The organism is Chitinophaga tropicalis (assembly GCF_009758205.1).
Lineage (GTDB): Bacteria > Bacteroidota > Bacteroidia > Chitinophagales > Chitinophagaceae > Chitinophaga > Chitinophaga tropicalis.
Window position 1 is genome coordinate 86,867 of the sequence record NZ_WRXN01000005.1, and the last position, 23,483, is coordinate 110,349.

At 46.5% G+C, this 23,483-nt stretch carries 20 protein-coding genes; 11 read left to right on the forward strand and 9 right to left on the reverse strand.

Annotated features, from left to right (window positions below; all coding sequences use genetic code 11):
* Positions 1-53: 53 nt before the first annotated feature.
* Complete coding sequence (locus GO493_RS12925; protein WP_157306597.1) at positions 54-821, reverse strand: hypothetical protein; 768 nt, start codon at positions 819-821, stop codon at positions 54-56.
* 230 nt (positions 822-1,051) lie between these two features.
* On the reverse strand, positions 1,052-1,819 hold the full coding sequence (locus GO493_RS12930; protein ID WP_157306598.1) for a 3-keto-disaccharide hydrolase: 768 nt from the start codon (positions 1,817-1,819) through the stop codon (positions 1,052-1,054).
* A 188-nt stretch (positions 1,820-2,007) separates the two neighbouring features.
* On the opposite strand from GO493_RS12930, the gene GO493_RS12935 reads away from it, so the two are divergent.
* The 7 genes from GO493_RS12935 to GO493_RS12965 all read left to right on the forward strand — a co-directional run bounded on the left by GO493_RS12935 (position 2,008) and on the right by GO493_RS12965 (position 10,789).
* Complete coding sequence (locus GO493_RS12935; RefSeq protein ID WP_157306599.1) at positions 2,008-2,691, forward strand: hypothetical protein; 684 nt, start codon at positions 2,008-2,010, stop codon at positions 2,689-2,691.
* Complete coding sequence (locus GO493_RS12940; RefSeq protein WP_157306600.1) at positions 2,642-3,796, forward strand: AAA family ATPase; 1,155 nt, start codon at positions 2,642-2,644, stop codon at positions 3,794-3,796. Before GO493_RS12935 ends, GO493_RS12940 begins: the two co-directional genes overlap by 50 nt.
* 21 nt (positions 3,797-3,817) lie before the next feature.
* Positions 3,818-4,525 (forward strand): hypothetical protein, encoded by a 708-nt coding sequence (locus GO493_RS12945; protein WP_157306601.1) that lies wholly within the window; start codon positions 3,818-3,820, stop codon positions 4,523-4,525.
* A gap of 1 nt (position 4,526) precedes the next feature.
* Positions 4,527-7,028 (forward strand): hypothetical protein, encoded by a 2,502-nt coding sequence (locus GO493_RS12950; protein ID WP_157306602.1) that lies wholly within the window; start codon positions 4,527-4,529, stop codon positions 7,026-7,028.
* Positions 7,006-8,724, forward strand: a complete 1,719-nt coding sequence (locus GO493_RS12955; RefSeq protein WP_157306603.1) for a hypothetical protein — start codon at positions 7,006-7,008, stop codon at positions 8,722-8,724. The genes GO493_RS12950 and GO493_RS12955 overlap by 23 nt, the downstream gene beginning before the upstream one ends.
* Before the next feature lie 103 nt (positions 8,725-8,827).
* Positions 8,828-9,457 (forward strand): TetR family transcriptional regulator C-terminal domain-containing protein, encoded by a 630-nt coding sequence (locus GO493_RS12960; protein ID WP_157306604.1) that lies wholly within the window; start codon positions 8,828-8,830, stop codon positions 9,455-9,457.
* A 6-nt stretch (positions 9,458-9,463) separates the two neighbouring features.
* A complete protein-coding gene (locus GO493_RS12965) occupies positions 9,464-10,789 on the forward strand; it encodes an ABC1 kinase family protein (protein WP_157306605.1) in 1,326 nt (441 codons plus the stop codon).
* Positions 10,790-10,823: 34 nt separating this feature from the next.
* Here the strand turns inward: GO493_RS12965 and GO493_RS12970 are convergent, their stop codons facing one another.
* The 5 genes from GO493_RS12970 to sppA form a co-directional block, all read right to left on the reverse strand.
* Complete coding sequence (locus tag GO493_RS12970) at positions 10,824-11,318, reverse strand: DUF2911 domain-containing protein (protein ID WP_157306606.1); 495 nt, start codon at positions 11,316-11,318, stop codon at positions 10,824-10,826.
* A gap of 92 nt (positions 11,319-11,410) precedes the next feature.
* Positions 11,411-11,959, reverse strand: a complete 549-nt coding sequence (locus GO493_RS12975) for an SRPBCC family protein (RefSeq protein ID WP_157306607.1) — start codon at positions 11,957-11,959, stop codon at positions 11,411-11,413.
* Positions 11,960-12,007: 48 nt separating this feature from the next.
* Entirely contained in the window at positions 12,008-12,535 is a 528-nt protein-coding gene (locus GO493_RS12980) for an SRPBCC family protein (protein WP_157306608.1), read from the reverse strand.
* A 26-nt stretch (positions 12,536-12,561) separates the two neighbouring features.
* Positions 12,562-13,665: an ABC transporter permease gene (locus GO493_RS12985; protein WP_157306609.1), complete on the reverse strand. Its 1,104-nt coding sequence runs from the start codon at positions 13,663-13,665 to the stop codon at positions 12,562-12,564.
* Positions 13,666-13,787: 122 nt separating this feature from the next.
* Positions 13,788-15,548: a signal peptide peptidase SppA gene (gene sppA / locus GO493_RS12990; protein ID WP_157306610.1), complete on the reverse strand. Its 1,761-nt coding sequence runs from the start codon at positions 15,546-15,548 to the stop codon at positions 13,788-13,790.
* A gap of 72 nt (positions 15,549-15,620) precedes the next feature.
* Between sppA and folK the strand changes: the two genes are divergently transcribed.
* Positions 15,621-16,118, forward strand: a complete 498-nt coding sequence (gene folK / locus GO493_RS12995) for a 2-amino-4-hydroxy-6-hydroxymethyldihydropteridine diphosphokinase (protein WP_157306611.1) — start codon at positions 15,621-15,623, stop codon at positions 16,116-16,118.
* 3 nt (positions 16,119-16,121) lie between these two features.
* Entirely contained in the window at positions 16,122-16,745 is a 624-nt protein-coding gene (locus GO493_RS13000) for a deoxynucleoside kinase (RefSeq protein WP_157306612.1), read from the forward strand.
* Here the strand turns inward: GO493_RS13000 and GO493_RS13005 are convergent.
* Positions 16,740-17,966, reverse strand: a complete 1,227-nt coding sequence (locus GO493_RS13005) for a BaiN/RdsA family NAD(P)/FAD-dependent oxidoreductase (protein ID WP_157306613.1) — start codon at positions 17,964-17,966, stop codon at positions 16,740-16,742. The two genes, GO493_RS13000 and GO493_RS13005, sit on opposite strands and share 6 nt — an antisense overlap.
* Positions 17,967-18,138: 172 nt before the next feature.
* On the opposite strand from GO493_RS13005, the gene GO493_RS13010 reads away from it, so the two are divergent.
* Together GO493_RS13010 and GO493_RS13015 are read left to right on the forward strand one after the other, a co-directional pair.
* A complete protein-coding gene (locus GO493_RS13010) occupies positions 18,139-20,589 on the forward strand; it encodes an MG2 domain-containing protein (RefSeq protein ID WP_157306614.1) in 2,451 nt (816 codons plus the stop codon).
* A gap of 97 nt (positions 20,590-20,686) precedes the next feature.
* Positions 20,687-21,784, forward strand: coding sequence for a lipase family protein (locus GO493_RS13015; RefSeq protein WP_157306615.1), 1,098 nt, complete (start codon positions 20,687-20,689; stop codon positions 21,782-21,784).
* Positions 21,785-22,179: 395 nt separating this feature from the next.
* Here the strand turns inward: GO493_RS13015 and GO493_RS13020 are convergent, their stop codons facing one another.
* Entirely contained in the window at positions 22,180-23,391 is a 1,212-nt protein-coding gene (locus GO493_RS13020) for a hypothetical protein (RefSeq protein WP_157306616.1), read from the reverse strand.
* Positions 23,392-23,483: the final 92 nt, after the last annotated feature.

The window sequence follows — 23,483 nt, forward strand, 5'->3', positions numbered from 1 at the left end:
AAATAAAAAAGTCCCGCCGGTTGGCGGGACTTTTTTATTTTATATCATGATACTTACCATGCCAGTTCGTAAGAACTTCCGCCGGCCACAACCAGGGTTGCTTTCTTGTTACCTTTAAAGGTAATAGTACCAGAGTAGCTGTAAGAGTTGCCTTTGCTGTCTTTACCGCTGATAGTCAGTGTAGCAGTACCGGAAACGATCAGGAGAGTAGTTTTGCTTACTTTTACATCAGTAGAAGTATAAGCGATCACGCTGTTGAAAGAAGGCGTTTCAGCAGTTTTAGATGTGATCTGACCAGCATGATCAAACTTCTGGTTAAATACCCATTCAGCAGCAGTTGAGTCCAGGCCACTGATCTTGAATGCAGCTACAGAGCTGTCTTTTGCAGTCAGTTTATCGCTGCTTACATCCAGCTTTGAGTTATAGCTGATTCCCAGGTACTGAGGTACTTCCTGTACGCAATTCAGTACATAGTTCCATGCTACATCATAAGCAATGGTTGTACCTTCTGATGTGAAGGAACCATTGTGAGCTCCATTCTCATTGAGGCCACACAGGTCACTCAGTTTAGCGCCCTTTCTTTCGGCAGACATGCCACTGGCAATCTGAGCTGCAGAACTGATCTGTGTTACCAGACCGCTCTGATCGTTGATCATCGCATCTGATACCACTGTAATTGCTTGTTTCTCGCTTACGCCGCTATTGGCAGTAGTGTCATTGTCTTTCTTACACGCAGGAATTACCAGGGAAATACCGGCAGCCAGGCATACGAACAACAGTGCAGACTTGCTACGGAACAAGGGGTTGCGGTTTTTTTTCATAGAATGATACATTGGTTTAAGTAATAGTGTTTATAATTGATGCTGTTTAAAGATTCACGTGACATCATACAAATTCCCCCAGGTCGAAACCGCTAACATATATGCAAAAATATAAATATAAACGTAAGATTTGCAAATATATTGTCTGACAGCAGTTAACTAACTGTATTACAATAACAAAGAAAGGGGCTATCTTCAGACAGCCCCTTTCTTTCAGTATCATGTTCTGATCACAACTCCCTGATCCAGATATTCCTGAAGCTGATAGGTTCACTCTTATCGCCATGCGCCTGCAGTTTAATAGGGCTGGCGCCATGTGCTTTCTTATAAGACGGTTTACCTATATATTGGGTAGGGCCCAGCAGTTCGGTATTGTTCTGTACCAGTACGCCATTAAAGAAGGCTGTTACTCTTGCGGGCGACTGTAACGAGCCGTCTGCATTAAATTTGGGGGCAGTCCAGATCACATCGTATACCTGCCATTCACCTGGTTTCTTATTGGCATTTACCAGAGGCGGAGTTTGTTTGTAAACGCTTGCCGCCTGACCGTTCACATAGGTCTTGTTATTGTAGTTATCCAGTATCTGCAGTTCATAACCATCATCTCCTGCACCGGTGGAGGCCAGGAACAGGCCGCTGTTGCCTCTGCCCTGTCCGGTGCCGGTGATGTTACCGGGAATACGCCATTCTATATGCAGCTGATAGTTGTTGAAAGACCGTTTCGTTTGTATGTTGCCGGTGCTTTTATCTACTGTAAATATTCCGCCGCTTACTTTCCATTTTGCAGGCTGGGAAGGATCGTTAACAGATGCCCACTGGTCCAGGTTCTTTCCATCAAAAAGGATAATGGCGTCTGAAGGTGCGTCTGTGTTGACTTTGCCGGGTGTAACAACCGTGGGTACGGGTTCCCATACTTCTGTTTCTTCTGGTTTTGACTGTGCAAATAACGTGGCTGAAAAAACAACAGCAGCCGCCGTTGCAAGTGTTTTCTTATGCATGATCACAATAATTTAATTCCCTAAGTTAAAAATAGATGGGACAAATAACAAGGCTAAGAATTTAAGGTAGTTCTTTTTTGATGTACACTAACGAATTTAAACCAGTGCGCCGCCACATAATAATCAATTTGTATATGAAAGTTCTGCTCACTATCTTGTGTATAACCACCGGGGGAATAAGACAATAAATGAAACTGACAGATTTTATATCGGGCCTCATCAACGATGGCAGTGTTACTGTAGCGCCTAAGATCATCCCTTTTTCTGCAGACGATCTGAAGCAGGCTACTATGCACCTGCAGCAATATCAGGAAGATGATACTGCTGATATGCCTTACAGCGCCCCGGAACCTGACCTGGCTGCAGCCTTATGGGCTGCAGAATACCTGTACAGGACTGTTCAGTTCATACTGATCCGTAACCTGGATGAAAATGCGCTTCACAACTGTATACAACCTTATACAGGGAATATGACACCAGCGGCGGCGTATTCTGCCGATCTTACGCTGCGTTACCTGCCAGACCTTCTGAACCTTGCCAAAGGACTATCACCTGACGATCCGCTGGTAAAACAGATGCGTGCTACAGCGGCTACCTGGCCATTGTCGGCCGCCGCTATCAATGACATGCCGGCCGGGGAGAATCTATCTGTGATATTAAGTCATCCATCCCTTAGACAGGCATACGTTGACAGGATCATTTATGCCGGTAACAAAGAAAAATGCTCACACCCTGACTGTCTCCCATTGGTAAGGGAGGCGCTGGGCGCACATACCGCCACACTATGGCCACAATTTGAACCTTTGCTTAACGACCTTAACTATGGAACCAATCACATCAACGGAAGCCCCGCTGATAGACAAGCTGAATAACGTACTGCAGCATCTGAAAGAAACCTTTGTGGGTAAAGACGATATTATTGACCTCATGGGCATCTGTCTTGCCGGCAGGGAAAACTTGTTCCTGCTGGGCCCTCCCGGTACCGCTAAAAGTGCCATGGTAAGAGAGCTGGCACGGCTGCTGGAGGGTAAGACGTTTGAATACCTGCTTACCCGTTTTACCGAGCCTAACGAACTGTTTGGCCCTTTCGATATCCGCCGGCTCCGTGAAGGGGACCTTGTCACCAATACCGAAGGCATGCTGCCGGAGGCCAACCTGGTGTTCCTGGATGAATTACTGAATGCCAACAGTGCTATTCTTAACAGCCTGCTCATGGCGCTGAATGAGAAGATATTCCGCCGTGGCAAGGAGACCAGGCAACTGCCGGCGCTGATCTTCATAGGCGCCAGCAACCACCTGCCGGAAGATGAGGCCTTACAGGCATTGTTTGACCGTTTCCTCCTACGTGTACGTTGCGAGAATGTAGATCCGCTGCACCTGGAAAAAGTGCTGAATGCCGGATGGCAGCTGGAACAGAAAACCTCTCAGCAGCATACAGGCATTACGGCAGCAGATATACAGACGCTGCAACGGCTCACTACAACAGTAGATCTTACGGCTATCAGGCCGACATATATTATGCTGGTACAGCAACTACGCAATGCGGGTGTTATGCTGTCAGACAGAAGGGCTGTAAAGCTGCAACGCCTTATTGCCACAAGTGCATTGATCTGTAAAAGGAAAACAGCTATTCTCTCAGATATGTGGGTGTTGCGTTATATCTGGGATACAGAAGAACAACAGGAGATCATTGCGGGGATTGTTAACAGTGTGATCAGGGAAGAAGCTGCGCATCCTCAGCAACATCCCCGTGCAGAAGCCAACGCACTGCCGGATGCTGAAGCTATTTACAAAGAAGTGGAGCAAATGTCTGTCCGGCTGGACAGCCCTGCGCTCAGCGGCGCTGAACGGGCACAGATAGGTGACAGGCTGCGTTATCTGAATGGCCGCTGTGAATGGATCAGCAATGAAACACAGCGTAACTATGTACTACAACCCATCAATGCACTGTGGAAAAAGATAACCCAGTCTGCATAAACAACACTTCAATCTACCAGCATGAAAGAAATGGTCATGATCCTTCCCGCTTCTGCATATAATGCGTTGGGAAATGTGCGTACCATACCCCGCCTTGCAGCGGCCCGCCACGGAGACCAGATCTGGCTTAGAGGGATCAGTCCTCATCAGCCGGAGAAGGCCCTGAGGCAGCTGCCTGTGCTCCATACGTATCTCCTGGACGCTGAAGAACGCCTGTTCCTGCCGGGAAAACGGACGCCACACAGCGCGTTACCGTACTTATCCTGGGAGCCAATGTTTTCTTTTATAAAAGCAGAGCTGCCTATGTCAGCACTTCCTGCAAGGCTACAGGAACGGTATATGCCTGTACTTGCGCCTTCCGGCGTACCTGCTGAAGTACAGGCGTTACTTACTTCATTACAGACCTGGAAGGAATATGCTGAAACAGCACCGCTGATAAGACTACAACGTTTACGTTTTGCTGCCACAGAAGTCGGGCAGGTACTCATTACCGGCACACCACTGCCTCCAATTCCCGGTAAAGCATATACGATCAGGTATAATATTCTGCTGCCGGCAGGATATGACTTTGATCTGCCGGCCGTGGCATCGTTGACGGCAGCACGGCTGAACCCGGAAAATGATGCCCTTCTGCTGTTCCATGTGAACGGGCAATGGGAACGTATTCCCGCACAGAATTTTGTACGCGCTACAAGAAGCGCTATACGCCTTACTCACAGTGTTACCTGATATGTATATTGACGCTGACAATACAGAGAATTACTTCAAACCTCCGGAAGGTTATTTCTGGCAATGGGCTGACTCTGGCAGTGTGATTGAATGGACAGATGGCCATACTATCTGCTACAATAATGAGCTGAGGCAGATACTCTCACAGCTGGCGGATAAGCTGCCTCCACTGGGACCTTTGCTGCTGATACTCTCTGCCGGCAAAGGGAAATGGGGTGCGGATACGCTGGTCAGTGAGCAGGCTATTAAAACACCGCTTACCATAGAAGAGATCCAGAGCCTGTCGGAGGTACAGGAAGATTATTATACCCTGGCAGAAATGGCCGAGGCCAAATATAACAGCGTAAAGCCCCTGCTGGCTTTACTTTATCAGCTGCCGGCAGAATACTGGCAAGGGGAACAACGCATATTGCTTCTGAGAACATTGTTTGAAGAAACTCCTGCCGTACTTGCCGCTGAAGCCTTCAATACATTGTCCGGTTATATGGGGCACAGCGCCAGCTGGACCTTTGCTGTTTACCAGGAAAAGCTTCCTTTCAACTGGCTGCAGTTCAAATATGAAATGGCTGTACTTCAAGGGATATTAAAAAGATTTCCCGATGCAGAGGTCCTTGAACTGCAGCTCCGTACCGGTAATACGGGGATTCCTGCCCCGGCTCCGCTGGAAATAGCGCCACCGATGGGCGCAGGTCAGCAACAGGATGCAGACATCGAGGAGCAACCGCTTACGACGGATCCGGGTGCCTTCCTGGAGGAACTGCTGAACGATAAGCATACCGCTCATACGGCACAGTTATCACAACGGCTCATGGCAGCGTTGCATCTTCCGCTGTATACTACGGGCAGTAACAAGAGCGACATTGGCGGTATATCAGACATCACCAACCGCGGAAGTTTTGACCGCCTGTTACTTAGTGAGCTGGCCAATGAAGACCTGACGCTAATGGCCAGGCTGGCCAATAACGAGGCGCTCTACCTGCGCCGGGAGCAGCTGCCTGACAATGAAACCCATCAACGTTTCATCCTGGTAGACAACAGTATCAGGAACTGGGGGATTCCCCGCCTGCTGTCTGTTGCTGCGGCATTGACCTGTACTTATGACCATCATGTAGAAACAGCTGCTTTCAGCCTGATGGGCGATACATATGTACCCATTGACATTTTTTCCAAAAAAGGTGTTATTGCCGCCTTGGAATTGCTCTCGCCCGCCCTTCATAGCGGAAACGCATTGAAAGCATTTGCACTGGAGCAGATGGGCAAACCACAGGAATTCCTGCTGATCATAGAAGAAGAGTTGTTCCACATACCGGAGTTCCAGCAATCATTCTCCCTCATCCGTAATAACAGTGGTTTCCTTATTACGGTGAACCGTACAGGCGCTGTGCAGCTGTTCCGCTACATGGCCGGCCGCCGCAAGCTGCTGAACAGTGCGATGATCAGCCTGCAATATGAAACGGATAACAAGGTAAAACGCATAGAACACAATCCGGATGAACTGCCTGCTTTCATATTCCAGGAACCGTTCCCCCTCTATCTGCCTCCTTCCAAATTGCAGCTGGACAACAGGATGTACTTCTATTATGCAGAGAATATGGGAGCCCTGGCGCTTACAAGAGACGGGCGGTTGTTGTTCTGGTCCTCAATACAGCATGGCGCTACAGAACTGAAGGAAGGGCTGATCAACACTACCTGCTGGTTCGGCAATAATGATCAGCAGTTGTTGTATGTACTGTACCAGAACCAGGCCAGCCTTCATCTGCTCAGTATCAGTAAGGACACGGCACAAACCGGTTATCAGCATATCTGTGGCGTTAATAAGGTGTATAACATGGTTTTCTGCGATCAGCGCTTTTATGCACATGTGCTGGGAGCAGATGTCAGATTTTCTGAAAAAGCCTCTAACGAAGTGAAGTTACTGATAGATCCTGCTTCAGCAAGAGTGACAACAGTAGATAGCTTTCCTGCAGAGGTGCAGAAAAAGATAGTAATGAAAACCCGGGGCGGGTATACTAATGGTAAAAGTTTCATCCGTCATGGTTATAATGTATTGAATAAAATAGCCAAGATATTCCTGGACGATGAGGGACGTCTTTGCCTGGATAGCACTCGTATAGAGCTGGAGGGGTTTAACAGGATCATACTGAAGCCCGGCGCTTCTCCCCAAATGGGTTCCTGTCATGCAAGAAAAGGACGGCAGATACCTGTTCCCAACAGCCGGCATAAACTGGTAAAATTCAGCTGGACAGATGGCAGCACCGCCTGGATAGACAACTATCGCGGTTTACTGCATCTGCGCAGCTCTGACCCTTCCATTCCGGAGATCACGATAGTGCTGGTGTTGAGAATGGAAACCAGCTGCCGGGCCTCTGATGGCGCAGCAACAGGTTATCCCTACTTTATCCGGGACGCAGGTCAGATATTAAAACCAAATGAGTTTTACAGTTCATACATCCAACGTTTCACGCAAGTACTGATAAAAAATGCAGCTTCAGTTAACATATGATCCCGGCATCCGGCACAATACCGTTGCCGCTTTTATCCGTGGCACGACTGCAAGGCAATGGCTGATGGAAATGTCCCGGTGGGATATTCCGCTGGAGCATCTTCAATGCCTGCCTGTACCTGACAGTACAAGCTCTGTCAGACCGGCGGGGCTGCTTGTTATCTTCAATCAGGATATTCCTGCAGAAGAGAAGATCACCCACCCTTATGGCGCTGTTGCAGGAAAGCTATATCTGCCGGTAAATGCCTCTCTTTTCCCGGTGCTCAGTAATACGGAAATGGATGAACTGCTTATCTGGCACAAACAGGTATTTCATCCTTCTTCAGGCTTTGTTGGCTTTGAGCAGGAAGATATACTGTATCCCGCACAGTTCATCACTTACCCCAAGGCGTTGCCTTCCCGCTGGGGACAGGCACACTCGGGATTGCCTCCTATGTCTCCGCTTGAATCTATCTCCCTGCCTCCACAACCGGAAAACAACCTGATGGTGTTACTTGACCAGCGTATTGACAGCAGGCCGCTGGCTGATATTCATGAGGATAAAAGGCGTGGCGGGTTGCTCCTGGCCCTTATAGACAGGATTCTTTATCCGTTGTTAAAGCTGATCATGTTTTTTATTAACCTGTTCAGGAAACAATTGCCTGCCAAAAGAGGGCCTGGCAATGGCCGTTTTACCGGGTGGGCCAAACAGAAACTGGAAGATATTGCTGCCCGCAGGCAGAGTGAACTGCAAAGGTTACTTAATATGTTTGATAAAGACGGGGACGAAGCCTTACGCTATGCACTTCCGCTTCACAACAAATACGAAGGCAGGGGTACGGCAGCTCCAGCTTCTACCCTGTCCAGGAATAATACAAATTTCTCCCTTGGCGGATTAGGCGGAGGCGGGCCGGTAGATAACTGGCATACCTCTGAGGACCAGTATTCCGGTTTGCGGGCAAAATATCTTGCCCAGGCAGAAAAAGCTGAAGCTGCGGGAGATTACAGTAAAGCGGCGTACATCCTGGCCCACCTGCTGGGTGATTATTCCGGGGCCGCGCAAGTACTGGAAAAAGGTCATTTCTACAGGGAAGCGGCGGCTTTATACAACGATCATCTCAAAATGCCCATTGCAGCGGCCCAATGCCTGGAAAGAGGCGGTTTATTACTGGAAGCTATTGAGATCTATAAAAAACTGGAGGGATATGAGAAGGTGGGAGATCTGTATACCCGGCTTTCCCAACAACAGCAGGCGGAAAAATATTTCCGGTTAACGGCGGAAACCGCGCTTGCACAAAAAGATCATCTCACTGCAGCCAGGATATATAACGAGAAATTGCAGCTTCGTGAACATGCACAGGGAATATGGCTGCAGGGATGGGCATCCGGCCCGCGGGAAGAAGAATGTCTGATCTGTTATTTCAGGAGTATCCAGGATGAGGATACCCTGCCGGAAAAGATCATGGGTATCTATAACCAGGTACCGGCGCACAGGAAAAGTTCACTGCTCAATGTGCTGTTAATCATCAGCAAACAGGCTACAGAAGAAACCATGAGAACGTCCAGAGATATTGCCTATCGTATTATAAGTGAGCAGCTGGCAAACGGTAATTATAACCAGATCAATATCCTGAAACAGCTGATACCGGACGATAATATCCTGTATTCCGATCTCAACAGGTTCAGGTACAATCCAGGCCGGCCTTCTTCCCACTGATTTTTAGATTTTCCTTAACAATAGCGCGCCGGGTATTGATCAATATCCGGCGTTTCTGACATACCTTTGATAAGGTATTCTCTCACTTCTTAAACCCTGAACGATGGATAAAAAATTCATACGCGAAGCATATAAAAACTACTGGCTGGAAAATGGAAAAAGACCCGTTTCTGTTTACGCCTTTTGCCAGTTACTGGCATTGTCAGAAACTACATTTTATGACATGTATTCGTCTTTCGATGCTGTTGAAAAAGACCTCTGGCTCTCCTTCTTCCAGGATACCGTTGATAAACTGAAAGAAGATGAGACGTACCGCCAGTATTCTGCCCGCGAAAAGCTATTGACATTTTATTTCCTCTGGGTGCAGCAACTCCGTGAAAACAGGAGTTTTATTCTCCAGCAAAAGGAAAACCACAGGATACCGGGTCTTCACCTGGAAAAGCTTGAAACTTTCCGGCATGCCTTTTACGATTACATCCGTGAACTGATCAAAGAAGGCTATCAGACTGGCGAGATAAAAGAACGTAAATACATTTCCGACCAATATGTACATGGCTTCTGGATGCAGGCGCTGTTTGTATTACGCTACTGGACAAAAGACACCAGCGAACGCTTCGAAATGACTGATGCAGCGATCGAAAAAGCCGTAAATCTCAGCTTCCAGCTGATCAGCTCCAACACAATAGACAGCCTTCTCGATTTCGGGAAGTTCATGTTTGCCGGGAAACAATAACAAGTAATGAAAGAACAGACCAACATCCCTACCGGCAAAGTGGAAAGGGCCAGCCGGTTCGTTACGACAGGATTGAAAGTAGGAACCAATTACCTGAAGCATTATACCAAAAAACTCATAGACCCATCCATCAGCAGGGAAGAACTGCATGCAGACAATGCTGAAGATATTTATGATACACTGAGCAATCTGAAAGGCAGCGCCCTTAAAGTGGCGCAGATGCTCAGTATGGACAGAGGTATGCTGCCTAAAGCCTATACAGAGCGCTTTGCCATGTCACAATACAGTGCGCCTCCCCTTTCCGGGCCGCTTGTCATCAATACCTTCGTTAAAACCCTGGGTAAGACGCCGTCACAGCTGTACGATAAATTTGAGATACAGGCCTCCAATGCCGCTTCTATAGGTCAGGTACATAAGGCCTGGAAAGACGGTAAACAGCTGGCTATCAAGATACAGTACCCAGGCGTTGCCAACAGTGTCAAATCTGACCTTCGCATTGTGAAGCCCTTTGCTATACGCATTGTGGGAATGAATGAAGTGGATATGGATAAATATTTCGAAGAGATAGAGACGAAACTACTGGAAGAGACTGATTATGAACTGGAACTTCGCCGTTCTGTAGAGGTATCACAGCAATGTGCGCATATTCCTAACCTGGTATTTCCTGTGTATTACCCGGAAATGTCCAGCAACAGGATCATTACCATGGACTGGCTGCATGGTTTTCATCTGAAGGAATTCCTGGAATTAAATCCTTCGCAGGAGGTCCGTGACAAAATAGGCCAGGCTCTATGGGATTTTTACCAGTTCCAGGTACATAAGCTGAAAAAAGTACATGCTGATCCTCATCCGGGCAATTTCCTTATGCGGGAAGATGGTACAGTAGGGATCTTTGATTTTGGCTGTATCAAGGAAATTCCTGAAGATTTCTATATCAATTATTTCTTACTGGTTGATAAAGAGATACTGAAGGATGAGGCCCGCCGTAAGGAGATCTACACTGCGCTGGAGATGATCCATCCCAGCGATACTGAAAAAGAGATTGTATTTTTCTCTGCACTGTTCCAGAAAATGATAGACATGCTGACGCTGCCTTTTACGCTGGAAACATTTGACTTTGGAGATGAATCTTATTTTGCTGAGATCTATGCTTATATGGATTATGTATCTAATCTGAAAGAGGTAAGGGAATCAAAAGTAGCAAGAGGCTCCCGCCATTCGCTTTATGTAAACCGTACTTACTTTGGATTATATTCCATATTGAGTGATCTGAAGGCGAAGGTGGTTACGGGTAATGACCGTATACAAGACCTGATAAAAAAAGCGCTTTAGTTTAAAACTAAAGCGCTTTTTTAAAAAATTCAGGCTACTTTACAGGCACTTCCACATGTGTCTGGTCCCACTCTACTACCAATTTGTTAGCCGGTACCGTGATGGTCAGTTTTTCAACAGGACCGCTGGTTTTAGAAACTTTTCCTTTTGCTTCGGCTACGTTTTTGGATTTGATCTCATCATATTTATAAGCACCCCACTGTTTCCTTTCGCTGTTGAGGATGAATGTCCATTCATTCGCTTCAGGAATAGCAAACAGGCTGTAAGTACCTGCTTTTACAGGTTTACCGCCAAAGCTGCCATCTTTTTCAAAAGTGATCTCGGTGGCTTCGTTAGCGCCTAAACGCCATACTTTGCCATAGGGTACCAGTTCGCCGAAAATGACCCTGTCTCTTTTTGAGGGCTGGCCATAGGCTACTTTTACATTTTTGCCTTCAGCTGTCACACGTGGGCTTTGCGGAGCTTTCTGTGCAGATACCAGGGTGCTGGTGCCAGCCAGTAATGCAAAGAATAAGAGGAACTGTTTCATGGTAGTTGTTGTTTTTCTGTTCAGAAAGAATTTTGTGAAATTTACATTTTTCAGATACAACGCATATTACCACTCATAGAAATTCACAGATTTTAACGTTTCTTTTCTTCACATATGTTTTTCAGCTTTGTCAGCCCGTCTTCCAGTTGTGGTCCGGTTAGCTTATCTGCCAGGAAACCTCTCAGTTTCCACCAGGGTAACCAGCCCAGGTATGTTTCTAGTCGCCATTGTATAGCGGTACCTTTTCCATCTGCTGATGGTTTCAGTTCGAAAGCGGCATTCACCGTTTTCATATCATTAAATTCCATGTCATAGTGTATTCCTTTCTGCGGATCGCTTTCCCTGATAGTTACCTTTCCTGTAACATGTTTTTCATGCTGCATGCCTGTCCATGTATAGTAGGCGCCGGAACCGGAAGCGGGAGCGGAATACGTTACTTCCTGTGCAGTTCCCGGGTCAGCCCAGGGATTCCATGCAGGCCAGCCGGATAAATTGTTCACCTGGGAATATACAACGGATAAAGGGGCATCTATTACCCCGGAACGTTCAACAATAGCCCGTGAAGGAAATAACAATGAAATGAGGAATATCAGTATTCCAAAGGCAAAAGCACTGATCAGCAATAATTTGACAATTCGCATGGTCTCGGGCCAGACAGTTAAAAGGAATGGCAGGGGGCAAATTTCGGTCTATTTTACTAATTTCTCCAGGTTTTCCAATCCTCTTTCAAAATCTTTTCCTACCCATTTATCCATCATCAGTCCCATCAGTTTACGTACGGGACGCTGTCCCATGTTCATTGCCACTTCCCAGGTTACAAGGGTACCATTGTTCACCGGTTCAAAACGAAAAGAAGCTTTGGCGGCGCCCTGTTCCATGAACTGCATGTCTGTAGCTATAAATTCATCCGGACGGGATTCCGTAATGGTCATCGAGCCCTTACCTACCTGCCGGTGTTTGCTTTGCCAGGTATAGCGGGCGCCTGCGCCGGAAGAGGTTTCATTGTATTTTAATTGCATGGTGGGATCTACCTGGTGCCATGGCGACCAGCGCTCCCAGTTACGCAGAACATTCACCTGTTCAAAAAGCCTGGAAGGAGAAGCCGGAATCACTCTCGTACGCCTCACTTTTACAGTGGCAGGCAGGAACATGCTCACTATAAACAACCCGGGAATAAGCACAGCCATCGCTCCCAGAAGAATATATAAGGCTTGCATATGTAAAAGGTAGGAAAATTTCCGAACTATTCCCAGCGAAATACCCGTACTGCCACAATATACACTACTACACCCCATAGGGCAATGACTCCAAGCTCCAGCCCTACATTCCACAGATGCAGGCCTTCGAAGGCTATTTTCCTGAAGGCATCATTGAGATAGGTCAGGGGCATAATACGGCAGATGGGTTGTAACCAGGAAGGAAAAGCATCTACAGATACAAATGTACCTGCCAGCAGGAACTGAGGTAAGGTGATAACATTAGCTATAGGCGGAATAGTGCTTTCGCTGTTTGCCAGTCCGCTCACCACAAACCCGAAGCCCATGAACACTATTACCCCAAAGGCAGTAAGTACCAGCATCTCCAGGAATGTGCTCCATCCGTGTACAAGCGTAAATCCAAATGCAAAATAGCCGATGGCGATAATGAGTATAGCACCTGCCAGCTGGAATACCAGGCGGGCCAGCGCTTCTCCAAGCACTATATAGATACGGCGGATAGGTGTGGCAAAGAAACGTTTGAGCACCAATGTTTGCCGGAGATTGAAAAAGAGGAATGCGGTACTGAATACTGCTGCACTGAGCAGAGAAAAACTGAGCAACCCGGGCAGGATAAAGTCGATAGTCCTGTACCTTCTGCCGGGCAATACTTCTGTGGGCTCCAGTTTAGCAACAGAAGCGCGGGGATAATAGCTGTCGTCTGCTTTATAGATCACTCCACGGAGAATGGAGTTGAACAGGGAGATCTTGTCAACCGCTGCGGTAGAGGTACTTACTTTCACATCAGCAGAAGGTGCAGCCCCCTGGTTGGGTAAGGTATTGATACGGATAATAGCGGTGAGGCGGCCTTTCCTGAGGTCATCCTGCATTTCGGCCTCAGACTTGTCTGTGACCAGCTTCAGGCTTTTTTCCTTAGCCAGTTCCCGGTACAGGTAGCTGCTGGTATCTGTTTGTTTATCTACCCCTACTTTCACTGTAATCCCGTTATCTCCTATAAACCCGAACACGAGGATAAATACCAGTGGAAAACCCAGGCTGAAGATCACTGCCGAAGGACTTCTCAGGATCGCTTTCAAACTCGCTTTCGACATGGCCAACAGGGCCTTCCATTGATTATATTTTACCGCCATACTGCTAATACTGCTGGAAACTATTGCTTAAAAAATCGCGTAAAACTACTATTGTTTTGCCCATTTCCATAAAAAAACCTGCCGCGTGCGGCAGGTTTAATCGAAATTTAAGCAGTTACGGACTATCTTATATCCAGTATGTAGGGCAATCTGGCCTGTGCTTCTCCCTTCATTTCCTTCACCTGCCTGAGTTGCTCATATATTTTATAATATTCTCCCAGCTCGTTCTTTATAGCTGAAGCACGGGAATCGTCGCTGTAACGGCGCAGTAATGTTTTAACCGGATCTTCTGTTTCAGGATATTCCCGCAGACGGTAGCCGGAGATCTTAGCCATCCTGACAGCGCAGGCAATGGCATCGTCGATACCACCAACGCGGTCTACCAGGCCTAACTGTTGCGCCTGTATTCCGCTCCACACACGGCCCTGTGCAATGCTGTCAACTACAGGACCACTCAGTTTACGGCCTTCTGCCACACGGCCTTTGAAGGTGCTGTAGATGCTATCGACAGAGTTCTGGATAAATTTCTTTTCAACTTCTGTAAGCGGACGGGAAGCGGTGCCGAGATCGGCATATTTAGCTGTTTTCACGCCATCAAACGTTACACCCAGTTTATTCCTGAAAAACCCCTGCAGGTTAGGCAATATGGCAAATACACCAATGGAGCCGGTGAGAGTGTTAGGCTGTGCAAAGATGGAATCTGCCATACAGGAGATATAATAACCGCCGGAAGCGGCATAGTCGCCCATAGACACGATCACAGGTTTACTCTTTTTAGCCAGTACCAGTTCCCGCCATATGGTTTCTGACGCCAGGGCGCTACCGCCGGGAGAATTAACACGGAACACAATGGCTTTCACGTCTTTATCCTGCCTGGCCTCGCGGATCAGTTTCAGATAATGGCCACTGCTGATCGTACTTGCATCTTCACTATCACCGCCGGTAATATTTCCTTCTGCGTAAATGAGCGCTATCCTGTTATCTGAATCGGCATAACGGGGAGAATAAGCGCTGTAATACCTGGGCAGGGTTACGAAATTCACTTTATCATCTCCTTTCAGTCCCAGTTTGCTTTTCAGCTCATCCATTACCTGGTCATTGTATCTGAGGCCATCTGCCAGTTTATAGGTTACTGCATCTGCAGCCTCCTGGATCATACCTTCATCGGCATACTTATGCAGGGTAGCGGTATCTATTTTGCGGGATTCACCGATGTGCTGCAGGAAGTTACGGTAGAGATCACCCAGGTAAGCATTGGTTTGTATTTTATTGGCCACTGTCATCTGGGTTTCACGTAAAGGCTCTGTAGCGCTCTTGAAGCGGCCATCGTAAAAGATCTGTGGTTGTATTTCCAGTTTTTCCAGGGCGCCTTTCAGGAAGGTCAGCTGTGTATAGAAACCACTGAATTCCATTCCACCTTTTGGATGCAGGTAAATTTTGTTGGCCAGGGAAGCGATGTAGTAGCTCTTCTGGTCCATTACCTCTCCATATGCGTAAATAAACTTACCGGATTGCTTAAAGTGTTGCAGGGCGTTACGCACTTCTTCACTGGAAGCAAATCCGTTAGCGTTATTTTCCGCTTTCAGGTAGATGCCTTTGATATTATCGTCTGTTTCTGCTTTCCGTATCAGGCGTACTACATCATAGAGTCCCGGGACTTCTCTGGGGCCACTGCGCAGTATGCTGTTGAGGGGATCTATTACTTTCAACTCATTGAAACTCTGATTGGTTTCGAGCACCAATATAGAATTAGGGGATATCACTACTTCTTCCTTCTTACTGAGGGTACGGCCTATGTACCCAACCAGGAAAACAAATACAAGGAGAAATAAGACGATAAAAGCCAGTAGTGTTGCAAAAAATATTTTAAGAAAACTACGCATATGGGTTTGTTTTTTTGTGGTATGACCACCCAAAAATAAAGATTATGTCTACTTTTGGGCCGTTGAAGATACATGAATAAAGCAATATTACTTATAGGTGGTAACCTGGGCGACCGTACAGCGCATCTCCGCCAGGCAGTTGATCAGATAAATGAACAGGTGGGCAGGGTAGAAAAGATCTCAGCCATTTATGAAACAGCTGCATGGGGCGTTGCAGAGCAACCGGATTACCTGAACCAGGCCCTCCTGGTAAATACTCCCCTGGACGCATTGACGCTCCTGCGCACTGTACTGGACATAGAACATGATATTGGCCGGATCCGCCGTCAGAAATGGGGCGCCAGGGTAATAGATATAGACGTCATCTTCTTTAATGATGAGATCATTAACCTTCCTGAGCTGAAGATCCCTCATCCCCAGATGCAATACCGTCAGTTTGTACTTGTACCGCTGCAGGAAATACTGCCCCACTGGCAGCATCCCGTTCTGCATAAGGATATTACCGAACTTCTGGCGCTATGTACAGATAAACTGCCTGCCCGTAAATTTGAACACCCGACCACTAACTGATACATGCAATACAGATATATTACTATAGAAGGCAACATAGGAGCAGGTAAAACAACACTGGCCAACAAACTGGCAGAACATTTCAACGCAAAGCTTATCCTAGAAGAATTTGCAGATAATCCCTTTCTGCCTAAATTCTACGAAAAGCCCCAGCAATATGCTTTTCCTCTTGAGCTTTTCTTCATGGCGGAGCGTTACAAACAACTGAAAGATATGCTGCAGATGCAGGATATGTTCAGCCGGCTGGTTATATCAGATTACCTCTTCATTAAAAGCCTGCTTTTCGCGAAGATCAATCTTAAAGAAGAAGAATATAACCTTTACCAGAAACTGTTTGAGATAATTAATCCGCAACTGGTGCAACCTGATCTGCTCATTTTCCTGAACGCTCCTGTTTCCAGATTACAGCAGAATATCAGGACCCGTAACCGGTCTTATGAGCAGCAGATAGCTGATGAATACCTGGAGAATGTACATGAAATGTATATGCAGTATATCAAACAGCATCCTGTGCGTACGCTGATGATAGATATGACCAAAGTTGATTTTGTGAAAAATCCGGCCGACTTTGACTTTCTGCTGGGATCACTTGATAAGGAATACGCACCGGGAGTTCACTATTTATAAGCTTTTTATGCTTTGGGCAGCGATCCATCCACTGGTCCAGGCATGCTGAAAATTGAATCCACCGGTGATGCCATCAACATCCATCACTTCGCCGGCAAAGTACAATCCCGGCGCCAGCTTGCTTTCCATGGTGCCCGGATCTATTTCAGAGAGCTGTATGCCCCCACAGGTTACAAATTCTTCTTTAAAAGTGGTCTTTCCTTTTACGGGGCATTCCATTGCCACTAATTGCCTGATCAGTTTATTCTGTTCCTTTGCCGGCATATCTGCCCAGCGATGTTCTTCTGTAAGTCCAGACTGTTGAAGCAGAAAATGCCAGAGACGTTGTGGCAGGCCGAAAGGATTTTTATGATATACTTTTTGTCCACCGAGGGAAAATCGCAATTCCTGTACTTCTTCCCGCAGGCTGTTCTCGTTGAATGCCGGCAGCCAGTTAATGACCGCGGTAAAATTATACTGCAGGGCCGCCAGTTCCCTGGCTCCCCATGCGGATAAACGTAATATGGAGGGGCCGCTCATTCCCCAATGGGTTATAAGTAATGGCCCGCGTTCCTGGAGTTTAGTGCCTGCTATTTTCACATGTGCCTCTTCCACACTTACTCCCATTAAAGTAGTTATTGGGTTAGCGGGCATATTAAATGTAAAGAGGGATGGTAATGGAGGTACGACCTGGTGACCGGTAGCCTGGAGCCAGGCAAACTTATCTGCCTGGGCGTATCCGCCGGCGGCGACGCATACATAATCTGTCTTCATTATGTTTCCGTTATCCAGCTGCAATTCCCAGCCGGTCTCCCGCCGTTGTATGCTTCTTACCCCGGTGTTGATATGGATCTTTACTCCGTAGCGGTCTGCTTCTTTTAAAAGGCAGTCGATAATGGTCTGTGAATTGTCGGTAACAGGGAACATCCTGCCGTCAGCTTCTGCTTTGAGGGCTACTCCCCTTTCCCGGAACCAGGCAATGGTATCCGGCACGAAGAACTGGCTGAAGGTCTTTTTTACAAAATGCTGTCCTCTCGGATAGCGTTTGGACATATATAATATATCAGGGGCATTATGTGTTACGTTACACCTTCCTCCGCCGGAAACTTTCACTTTAGATAAAAGTTTATTATTTTTTTCTAGTAATATGACTTCCAATGTACTATGTAGCCTTGCTGCGTTAACTGCACAGAAAAAACCTGCTGCTCCACCACCTATAATTACTAATCTGTTGTTTATCATATTCTTGTATAACCGGATTTTAACCGGTGTTCATTTCAGCAGCAATAATAAATCAAAGCCCGGACATTCTAATTTCTTAAATACCAATAACATTATTTGCATATATATTTTTTTCTTTCTATTTTGCATATTATAATTTTTGATACTATATTGTCGCTAAAAGTTGTTCCACATGCAATCTGTGTTATCTAAAAAAAGAAAACGTTTAAAGTGGCTGCTGCCCGCCTGCCTGATGGGTGTCACTGCCACCCTTGCATTTTACCCTGCCGATGAATGGCAGGATAAGATCACTCAAGCCCTGGAGCAGTACAGCAAACGCTTTCCTCAGGAAAAGGTTTACCTGCACCTGGATAAAGATTACTATGCCGCGGGGGAAACCATGTGGTTCAAAGCTTATGTTTTACTACAGGGTCAACCTTCCCTGTCTGCCACCAACCTCTATGTGGAGCTGGTAGATAAGACCGGGAATGTGGTAATGAAAAAGCTGGTTTCTGTCAGTGGAGCTACCGGTGCTGGTGCATTTGAGCTGCCCGAGGGCCAGAAAGCGGGCCAGTATCAGCTCCGTGCATATACTGCGTGGATGCTGAACTTCGACGCTGAATACCTTTTCTACAAGAACATTGAAATATTTGACCCGCTGAAACCGGCTCCTGCTGCCACTAAACCTGTCAGCAATGAATTTGCTGTACAGTTCTTCCCGGAAGGTGGTAATATGATTGCCGGTGTTGCTGGTCGCGTGGCATTCAAAGCCATCGATGCGCAGGGTTATCCACTGGAGGTAAATGGTATTGTTCAGAACCTCAAAGGAGAGACCGTTGCCCTGGTAAAAACTACCCGCGACGGTATGGGTATGTTTGATCTTACCCCTGCTGCCGGCGATACTTATAAGGCACTTGTCCAGACATCCAAAGGACAGCAGAAAACCGTTCTGTTACCTGTAGTAAAAACAACCGGTGTTGGTCTTAAAGTCTTCAATAAAGGCACCCGCATTTTCTATCAAACCTTACCTGCGACGAAAGATAATCCGATGTACAATAACATGATGGTAGTTGCCCAGATGCACCAGCACGTTGTGTACAAAGCTAAACTTAATGCAGCGGAAGGCCAGATGAGCGGCTTTATACCAACAGCACAGCTGCCATCCGGTATTGTACAGCTGACCATCTTTAACAGTGATGGTTTGCCAATGGCAGAGCGACTGGCTTTTGTAAGGAAGAACGACATGCTGCCACTGACATTGCAGAACACTTCTATCAATACTCAGCCCAGGCAGAAAAACACTATCGAGGTGAAAGTGCCTGATACCATGCTGACAAGCCTTTCAGTATCTATTACAGATGCTGACCAGATACTGAAAGATCAGGATGAGAACAACATCCTGTCCAACCTGCTCCTTACATCTGATCTGAAAGGATATATTAATAATCCGGGACAGTACTTCAAAGATCTGGACCCTGCTACCCTGACCGGTCTGGACCTCATTATGATGACCAACGGCTGGAGAAGGTTCAGCTGGGAAAAGATCCTGCATAACTATATGCCTGAGATCAGGTTCCCCTATGAGCAGGGCCTGTTGCTGAAAGGTGTTGCTACTACAAACAAGGGTGCGGCTCCGTTGTCGAATGGTAAAGTGGACTTTATCCTGAAACAACCGGTAGATACCACGACTGCGTTCTCTTCCGTAACTACAAATGATAAGGGTGAATTTGCTGTGGACCACTTCCAGTTTGTAGATACCATCAACGTATTCTATCGTGCCAATGATCCTAACAAAGCATGGAAAGACGTAAATGTGGTATTTGAGCCTCACTTCTTCGAGAAGAACGAAAAGCTGACACTGCCTTATCCTTTCAGGGAGCCTGAGGTGCTGGACAATACTGCACTGCGCAGCTACCTGTCTACCGTATCAGAGAACAACGCTGTAAATAAATCTATCACAAATAAACCGGTTTTCCTGAAAGAGGTGAACGTGCGTGAAAAACGTCTGAGCAAAGCCCAGACTGTTGAACAACGTTATTCTTCCGGTATGTTTGCACAGGGTGATGGTTATGCTTTTGACCTTACCAGGGACGAGGCGGGCAGTATTGGTATCTTCCAGTACCTGCAGTCAAAAGTTCCGGGTCTGACCATCAACACCACAGAACCGGGCAATCCTACCCTTCAGTGGCGTGGCGGTCCGCCGGTATTGTTCCTGAACGAAATGCCAACCAATATCAGCATGCTGAACAACATCAATATCGGTGATGTGGCTTTCATCAAGGTACTTCGTCCTACTTTCGTAGGTGGTTTTGGTGGTAGCAGCGGCGCTATCGCTGTATATACCAGGAAAGGCGGTGACAGCAAAAACGATGTGGATACACGTGGTTTTGAAAAATACAGGAAAGGTGGTTATAATATCATGAAGGAATTCTATGCACCGGATTATACCGTTCGTAAAGAGATCCATATCCTGCAGGATAAGCGCCTGACCCTTTACTGGAATCCGAACCTGATTGCAGATACGCTGACGCATACCGCTAAAATATCTTTCTACAACAACGACTTTACAAGACGTTTCCGTGTAGTGATAGAAGGTATGGGTGAAGATGGCAGCATCGGCCGTACAGAACAACTTTATCAATAGTAAGCCGTTAACGGCAGGTTACTAATAAAAAATAGCCCGTAGTAGACAGAAATCTGTAAACTATGGGCTATTTTTATTTATATAATGCCGCGGATCTATGACTCGATGCAATTACCTGTTTGGGATACTCTTTCTTTTTCTCCCCGTTCTGCTGCCAGCACAGCACCTTCAGCCAGGATTTAACGCTGAGGAATACCTCGAAACGCTGAACGTGGATTTCCTCCATGCTGATACTCCATGGACGCGCAAAGAGCCTGTTATTCCTGAAGGTACAAAGCTTGTATACAGGTCTGAGGAAACGGGCCTGCATAACCGCTGGGACCTCTGGATCCAGCATGATAACATCGCTATTATAAGTATACGTGGTACTGTTGGCAATAAGGAATCCTGGATGGAGAACTTCCATGCGGGTATGATACCTGCTATAGGCAGTCTGCGACTGAATGATACTACCGTTTTCCGATATAAGCTTGCACGTGACAATAACGCATACGTGCATGCGGGCTGGACACTGGCGCTGGGAAGTATGGCGGCGGATATTACTGCACATATCAGGGAATGTTATGAGAAAGGCATACGTGACTTTATCATTACCGGACATAGCCAGGGCGCCGCTATCTGTTTCCTGCTCCGCTCCTATCTTGAATACCTTGACGAACCGGGATTTCCCAAAAACCTGACCTTCAAAACCTATTGCAGCGCCGCTCCGAAACCTGGTAACCTGTACTATGCTTATGACTATGATTATATTACCCGTAACGGCTGGGGCTTCAGGGTTGTGAATACGGCTGACTGGGTACCGGAAACTCCTTTCTCATTACAGACCACCAGGGATTTTAACGTTCCGAACCCTTTCATGAACGTGAAAAAAGGGCTTAGGAAGCAAAAGCTGATAGCACGCCTGGCTATAGGGTATGTTTATGGCCGTATGGACAGAAGCTCTAAAAGAGCCAGCCGGCGTATGCAAAGGCTGCTGGGAAAAATGCTGGCTTCACAGGTCAGGAAGTCTATGCCTGGTTACCGGCCTCCTGGCTTTGTACAAAGTCATAATTATACGCCAGCTGGTGCGCCGATAGTCCTGTATGCGGATAGCGCCTATCATGCAACGTATCATTTTGATGGTAAAAATATTTTTGTGCATCATATGTATGCACCGTATAAATACCTCGTAGAAGCTATTTATCTCAAACAGTAAGCACTCCTAACAACGTTATACCATATACGAGCTGCGGGAGACAGCCCCTCCTGTTCCCATTAACAAGCAGTTAACTTTCTCTTTAACAAGGAGTTAACCTAAAGGATATTTTCCCATCGTATTTTTGTGTTGATAAAAGCAAAAGCACGTTGTCCTTTACTTCCAGGCTTCTCATACAATACCGTATGAGGGCTTGGGGGTGAGGGGTTCTCTTTGCGAAAAGACATTTGTAAAACTGTTATTGACTGAAACTTATTAAAGGGGGAAACAATTCGCACGTAGTAATAAAGAAAGTGGCTGTTATTAGTATCTAATACAGTCAACTATTTTTCATCAGAAACCAACTAATAAAAAAGGTCTCGTATTAACGAGACCTTTTCTGTTATTTTTTTCTATTAATCCCTCAGTTTATGAAGGAAGGTTGATAATTTAAACAACAGTTCATCCTGCAGTCCTGCTCTCAGCTTCGCTTCATCGTCTGTGATCCCAAGTTTGCGCATCCGCTGGTAATAACCATAGGCCCCCCCTATGAGCTCCAGGCATTCTTCTATTTTCTGCCTTACATCCTGTTCTTTACTTCTCTTTTCAAACTCTTTCTTTGAAAGTATCTTCTCCAGAAGGTAAAAGCTATCTTTGCTTTCTATCCATTTCCCCCTGGACTTATGCTGCGGCTTGTACACTTCCAGGTAGCAGTTATCCAGCTGTAAGACCTGTCCGAACTCAACCCGGATATCTATTACGGCGGCCTGTTCTTTCATTAATGCGGCCTTCTTTTTTTTGATATAATTGCTGATCTGAGTTCCCAGCTCTCCGCTGCTGAGCAGTAACTGGTTCAGCTGTGTGAAATCCATTCCGATGGAAACGCGGCTGTAGCGGGAACCTGCTTTCATTTTTCCTACAATGCTCAGTGCATTATTCTCCTCAAAAAGAATGTCTTCTACCTGTATTTTACTGATTACGCGGTAATTAGGCGTATATCCTTCTGTAGCCGGCGTAGCTTTTCTGTCAGCCGGTACCACCCTGGCTTCGTCTTTTTTGCGGGCATGCTGTATAAATTCATCTATGAATCTCAGTTCCTGTTTTTTCAGTCTGTTGTACAACTCATGCGTGGTATAACTGATGATCCTGCTTAACAGCAGTATATCTTCCCATGCTTCTGCATATTGTGCTTTTTTCAGTTCTTCCAGGATATCTGCCGCAGGTATGTTGCGCCTGTACAGTAATTCTCCGGTAAGAAAGACGGTGTAATCGTTCACAGGGTACCCCAGCTCCGGCAACAGATCATAAGGGCTGCGTTTCTGGCTTCTGGCCTGTTCCAGCTGATCAATATCTGATACCACGGGCGCCAGCAGGTATTTACTGGCCGCGGTACGCAGTTTTTTACTCACATAGTCGATCAGATGATCATTTACCTGGCTGTGGCTAACAAAGTCATGCAGTATCTGCACAAACCGCTTGGATGCAGGCAAGCCGAACTGTAGCAGAATATCACTTTCCATCTCCAGCACACTGGCGCCTCCAGCCTGATCCTTACGACTTTTAGTCCGGGTTTCCTGTTGCTGACAGCGCTGATAGTACTCCTGTAATTTCAGTTTAAGCTTATCCATATATTATAGTATTAAATCCTCTTAGATTATGACGTACAGGGTAAAGCCATGACAATTCGCATGACAAAACGACCTGTGCCGTTCTAGCAACA

Excerpts from the sequence above, each read along its gene's own strand:
- GO493_RS12980 (WP_157306608.1), bottom strand. The coding sequence starts at position 12,535 with ATGCAAGCCTTATATATTCTTCTGGGAGCGATGGCTGTGCTTATTCCC.
- GO493_RS12970 (WP_157306606.1), bottom strand. The coding sequence starts at position 11,318 with ATGAAACAGTTCCTCTTATTCTTTGCATTACTGGCTGGCACCAGCACC.
- GO493_RS13020 (WP_157306616.1), bottom strand. The coding sequence starts at position 23,391 with ATGGATAAGCTTAAACTGAAATTACAGGAGTACTATCAGCGCTGTCAG.
- GO493_RS12940 (WP_157306600.1), top strand. The coding sequence starts at position 2,642 with ATGGAACCAATCACATCAACGGAAGCCCCGCTGATAGACAAGCTGAAT.
- GO493_RS12955 (WP_157306603.1), top strand. The coding sequence starts at position 7,006 with ATGCAGCTTCAGTTAACATATGATCCCGGCATCCGGCACAATACCGTT.
- GO493_RS12945 (WP_157306601.1), top strand. The coding sequence starts at position 3,818 with ATGAAAGAAATGGTCATGATCCTTCCCGCTTCTGCATATAATGCGTTG.
- GO493_RS12930 (WP_157306598.1), bottom strand. The coding sequence starts at position 1,819 with ATGCATAAGAAAACACTTGCAACGGCGGCTGCTGTTGTTTTTTCAGCC.
- GO493_RS13010 (WP_157306614.1), top strand. The coding sequence starts at position 18,139 with ATGCAATCTGTGTTATCTAAAAAAAGAAAACGTTTAAAGTGGCTGCTG.
- GO493_RS12965 (WP_157306605.1), top strand. The coding sequence starts at position 9,464 with ATGAAAGAACAGACCAACATCCCTACCGGCAAAGTGGAAAGGGCCAGC.
- GO493_RS12925 (WP_157306597.1), bottom strand. The coding sequence starts at position 821 with ATGAAAAAAAACCGCAACCCCTTGTTCCGTAGCAAGTCTGCACTGTTG.
- GO493_RS12985 (WP_157306609.1), bottom strand. The coding sequence starts at position 13,665 with ATGGCGGTAAAATATAATCAATGGAAGGCCCTGTTGGCCATGTCGAAA.
- sppA (WP_157306610.1), bottom strand. The coding sequence starts at position 15,548 with ATGCGTAGTTTTCTTAAAATATTTTTTGCAACACTACTGGCTTTTATC.
- GO493_RS12950 (WP_157306602.1), top strand. The coding sequence starts at position 4,527 with ATGTATATTGACGCTGACAATACAGAGAATTACTTCAAACCTCCGGAA.
- GO493_RS13005 (WP_157306613.1), bottom strand. The coding sequence starts at position 17,966 with ATGATAAACAACAGATTAGTAATTATAGGTGGTGGAGCAGCAGGTTTT.
- GO493_RS12960 (WP_157306604.1), top strand. The coding sequence starts at position 8,828 with ATGGATAAAAAATTCATACGCGAAGCATATAAAAACTACTGGCTGGAA.
- folK (WP_157306611.1), top strand. The coding sequence starts at position 15,621 with ATGAATAAAGCAATATTACTTATAGGTGGTAACCTGGGCGACCGTACA.
- GO493_RS13000 (WP_157306612.1), top strand. The coding sequence starts at position 16,122 with ATGCAATACAGATATATTACTATAGAAGGCAACATAGGAGCAGGTAAA.
- GO493_RS12975 (WP_157306607.1), bottom strand. The coding sequence starts at position 11,959 with ATGCGAATTGTCAAATTATTGCTGATCAGTGCTTTTGCCTTTGGAATA.
- GO493_RS12935 (WP_157306599.1), top strand. The coding sequence starts at position 2,008 with ATGAAACTGACAGATTTTATATCGGGCCTCATCAACGATGGCAGTGTT.
- GO493_RS13015 (WP_157306615.1), top strand. The coding sequence starts at position 20,687 with ATGACTCGATGCAATTACCTGTTTGGGATACTCTTTCTTTTTCTCCCC.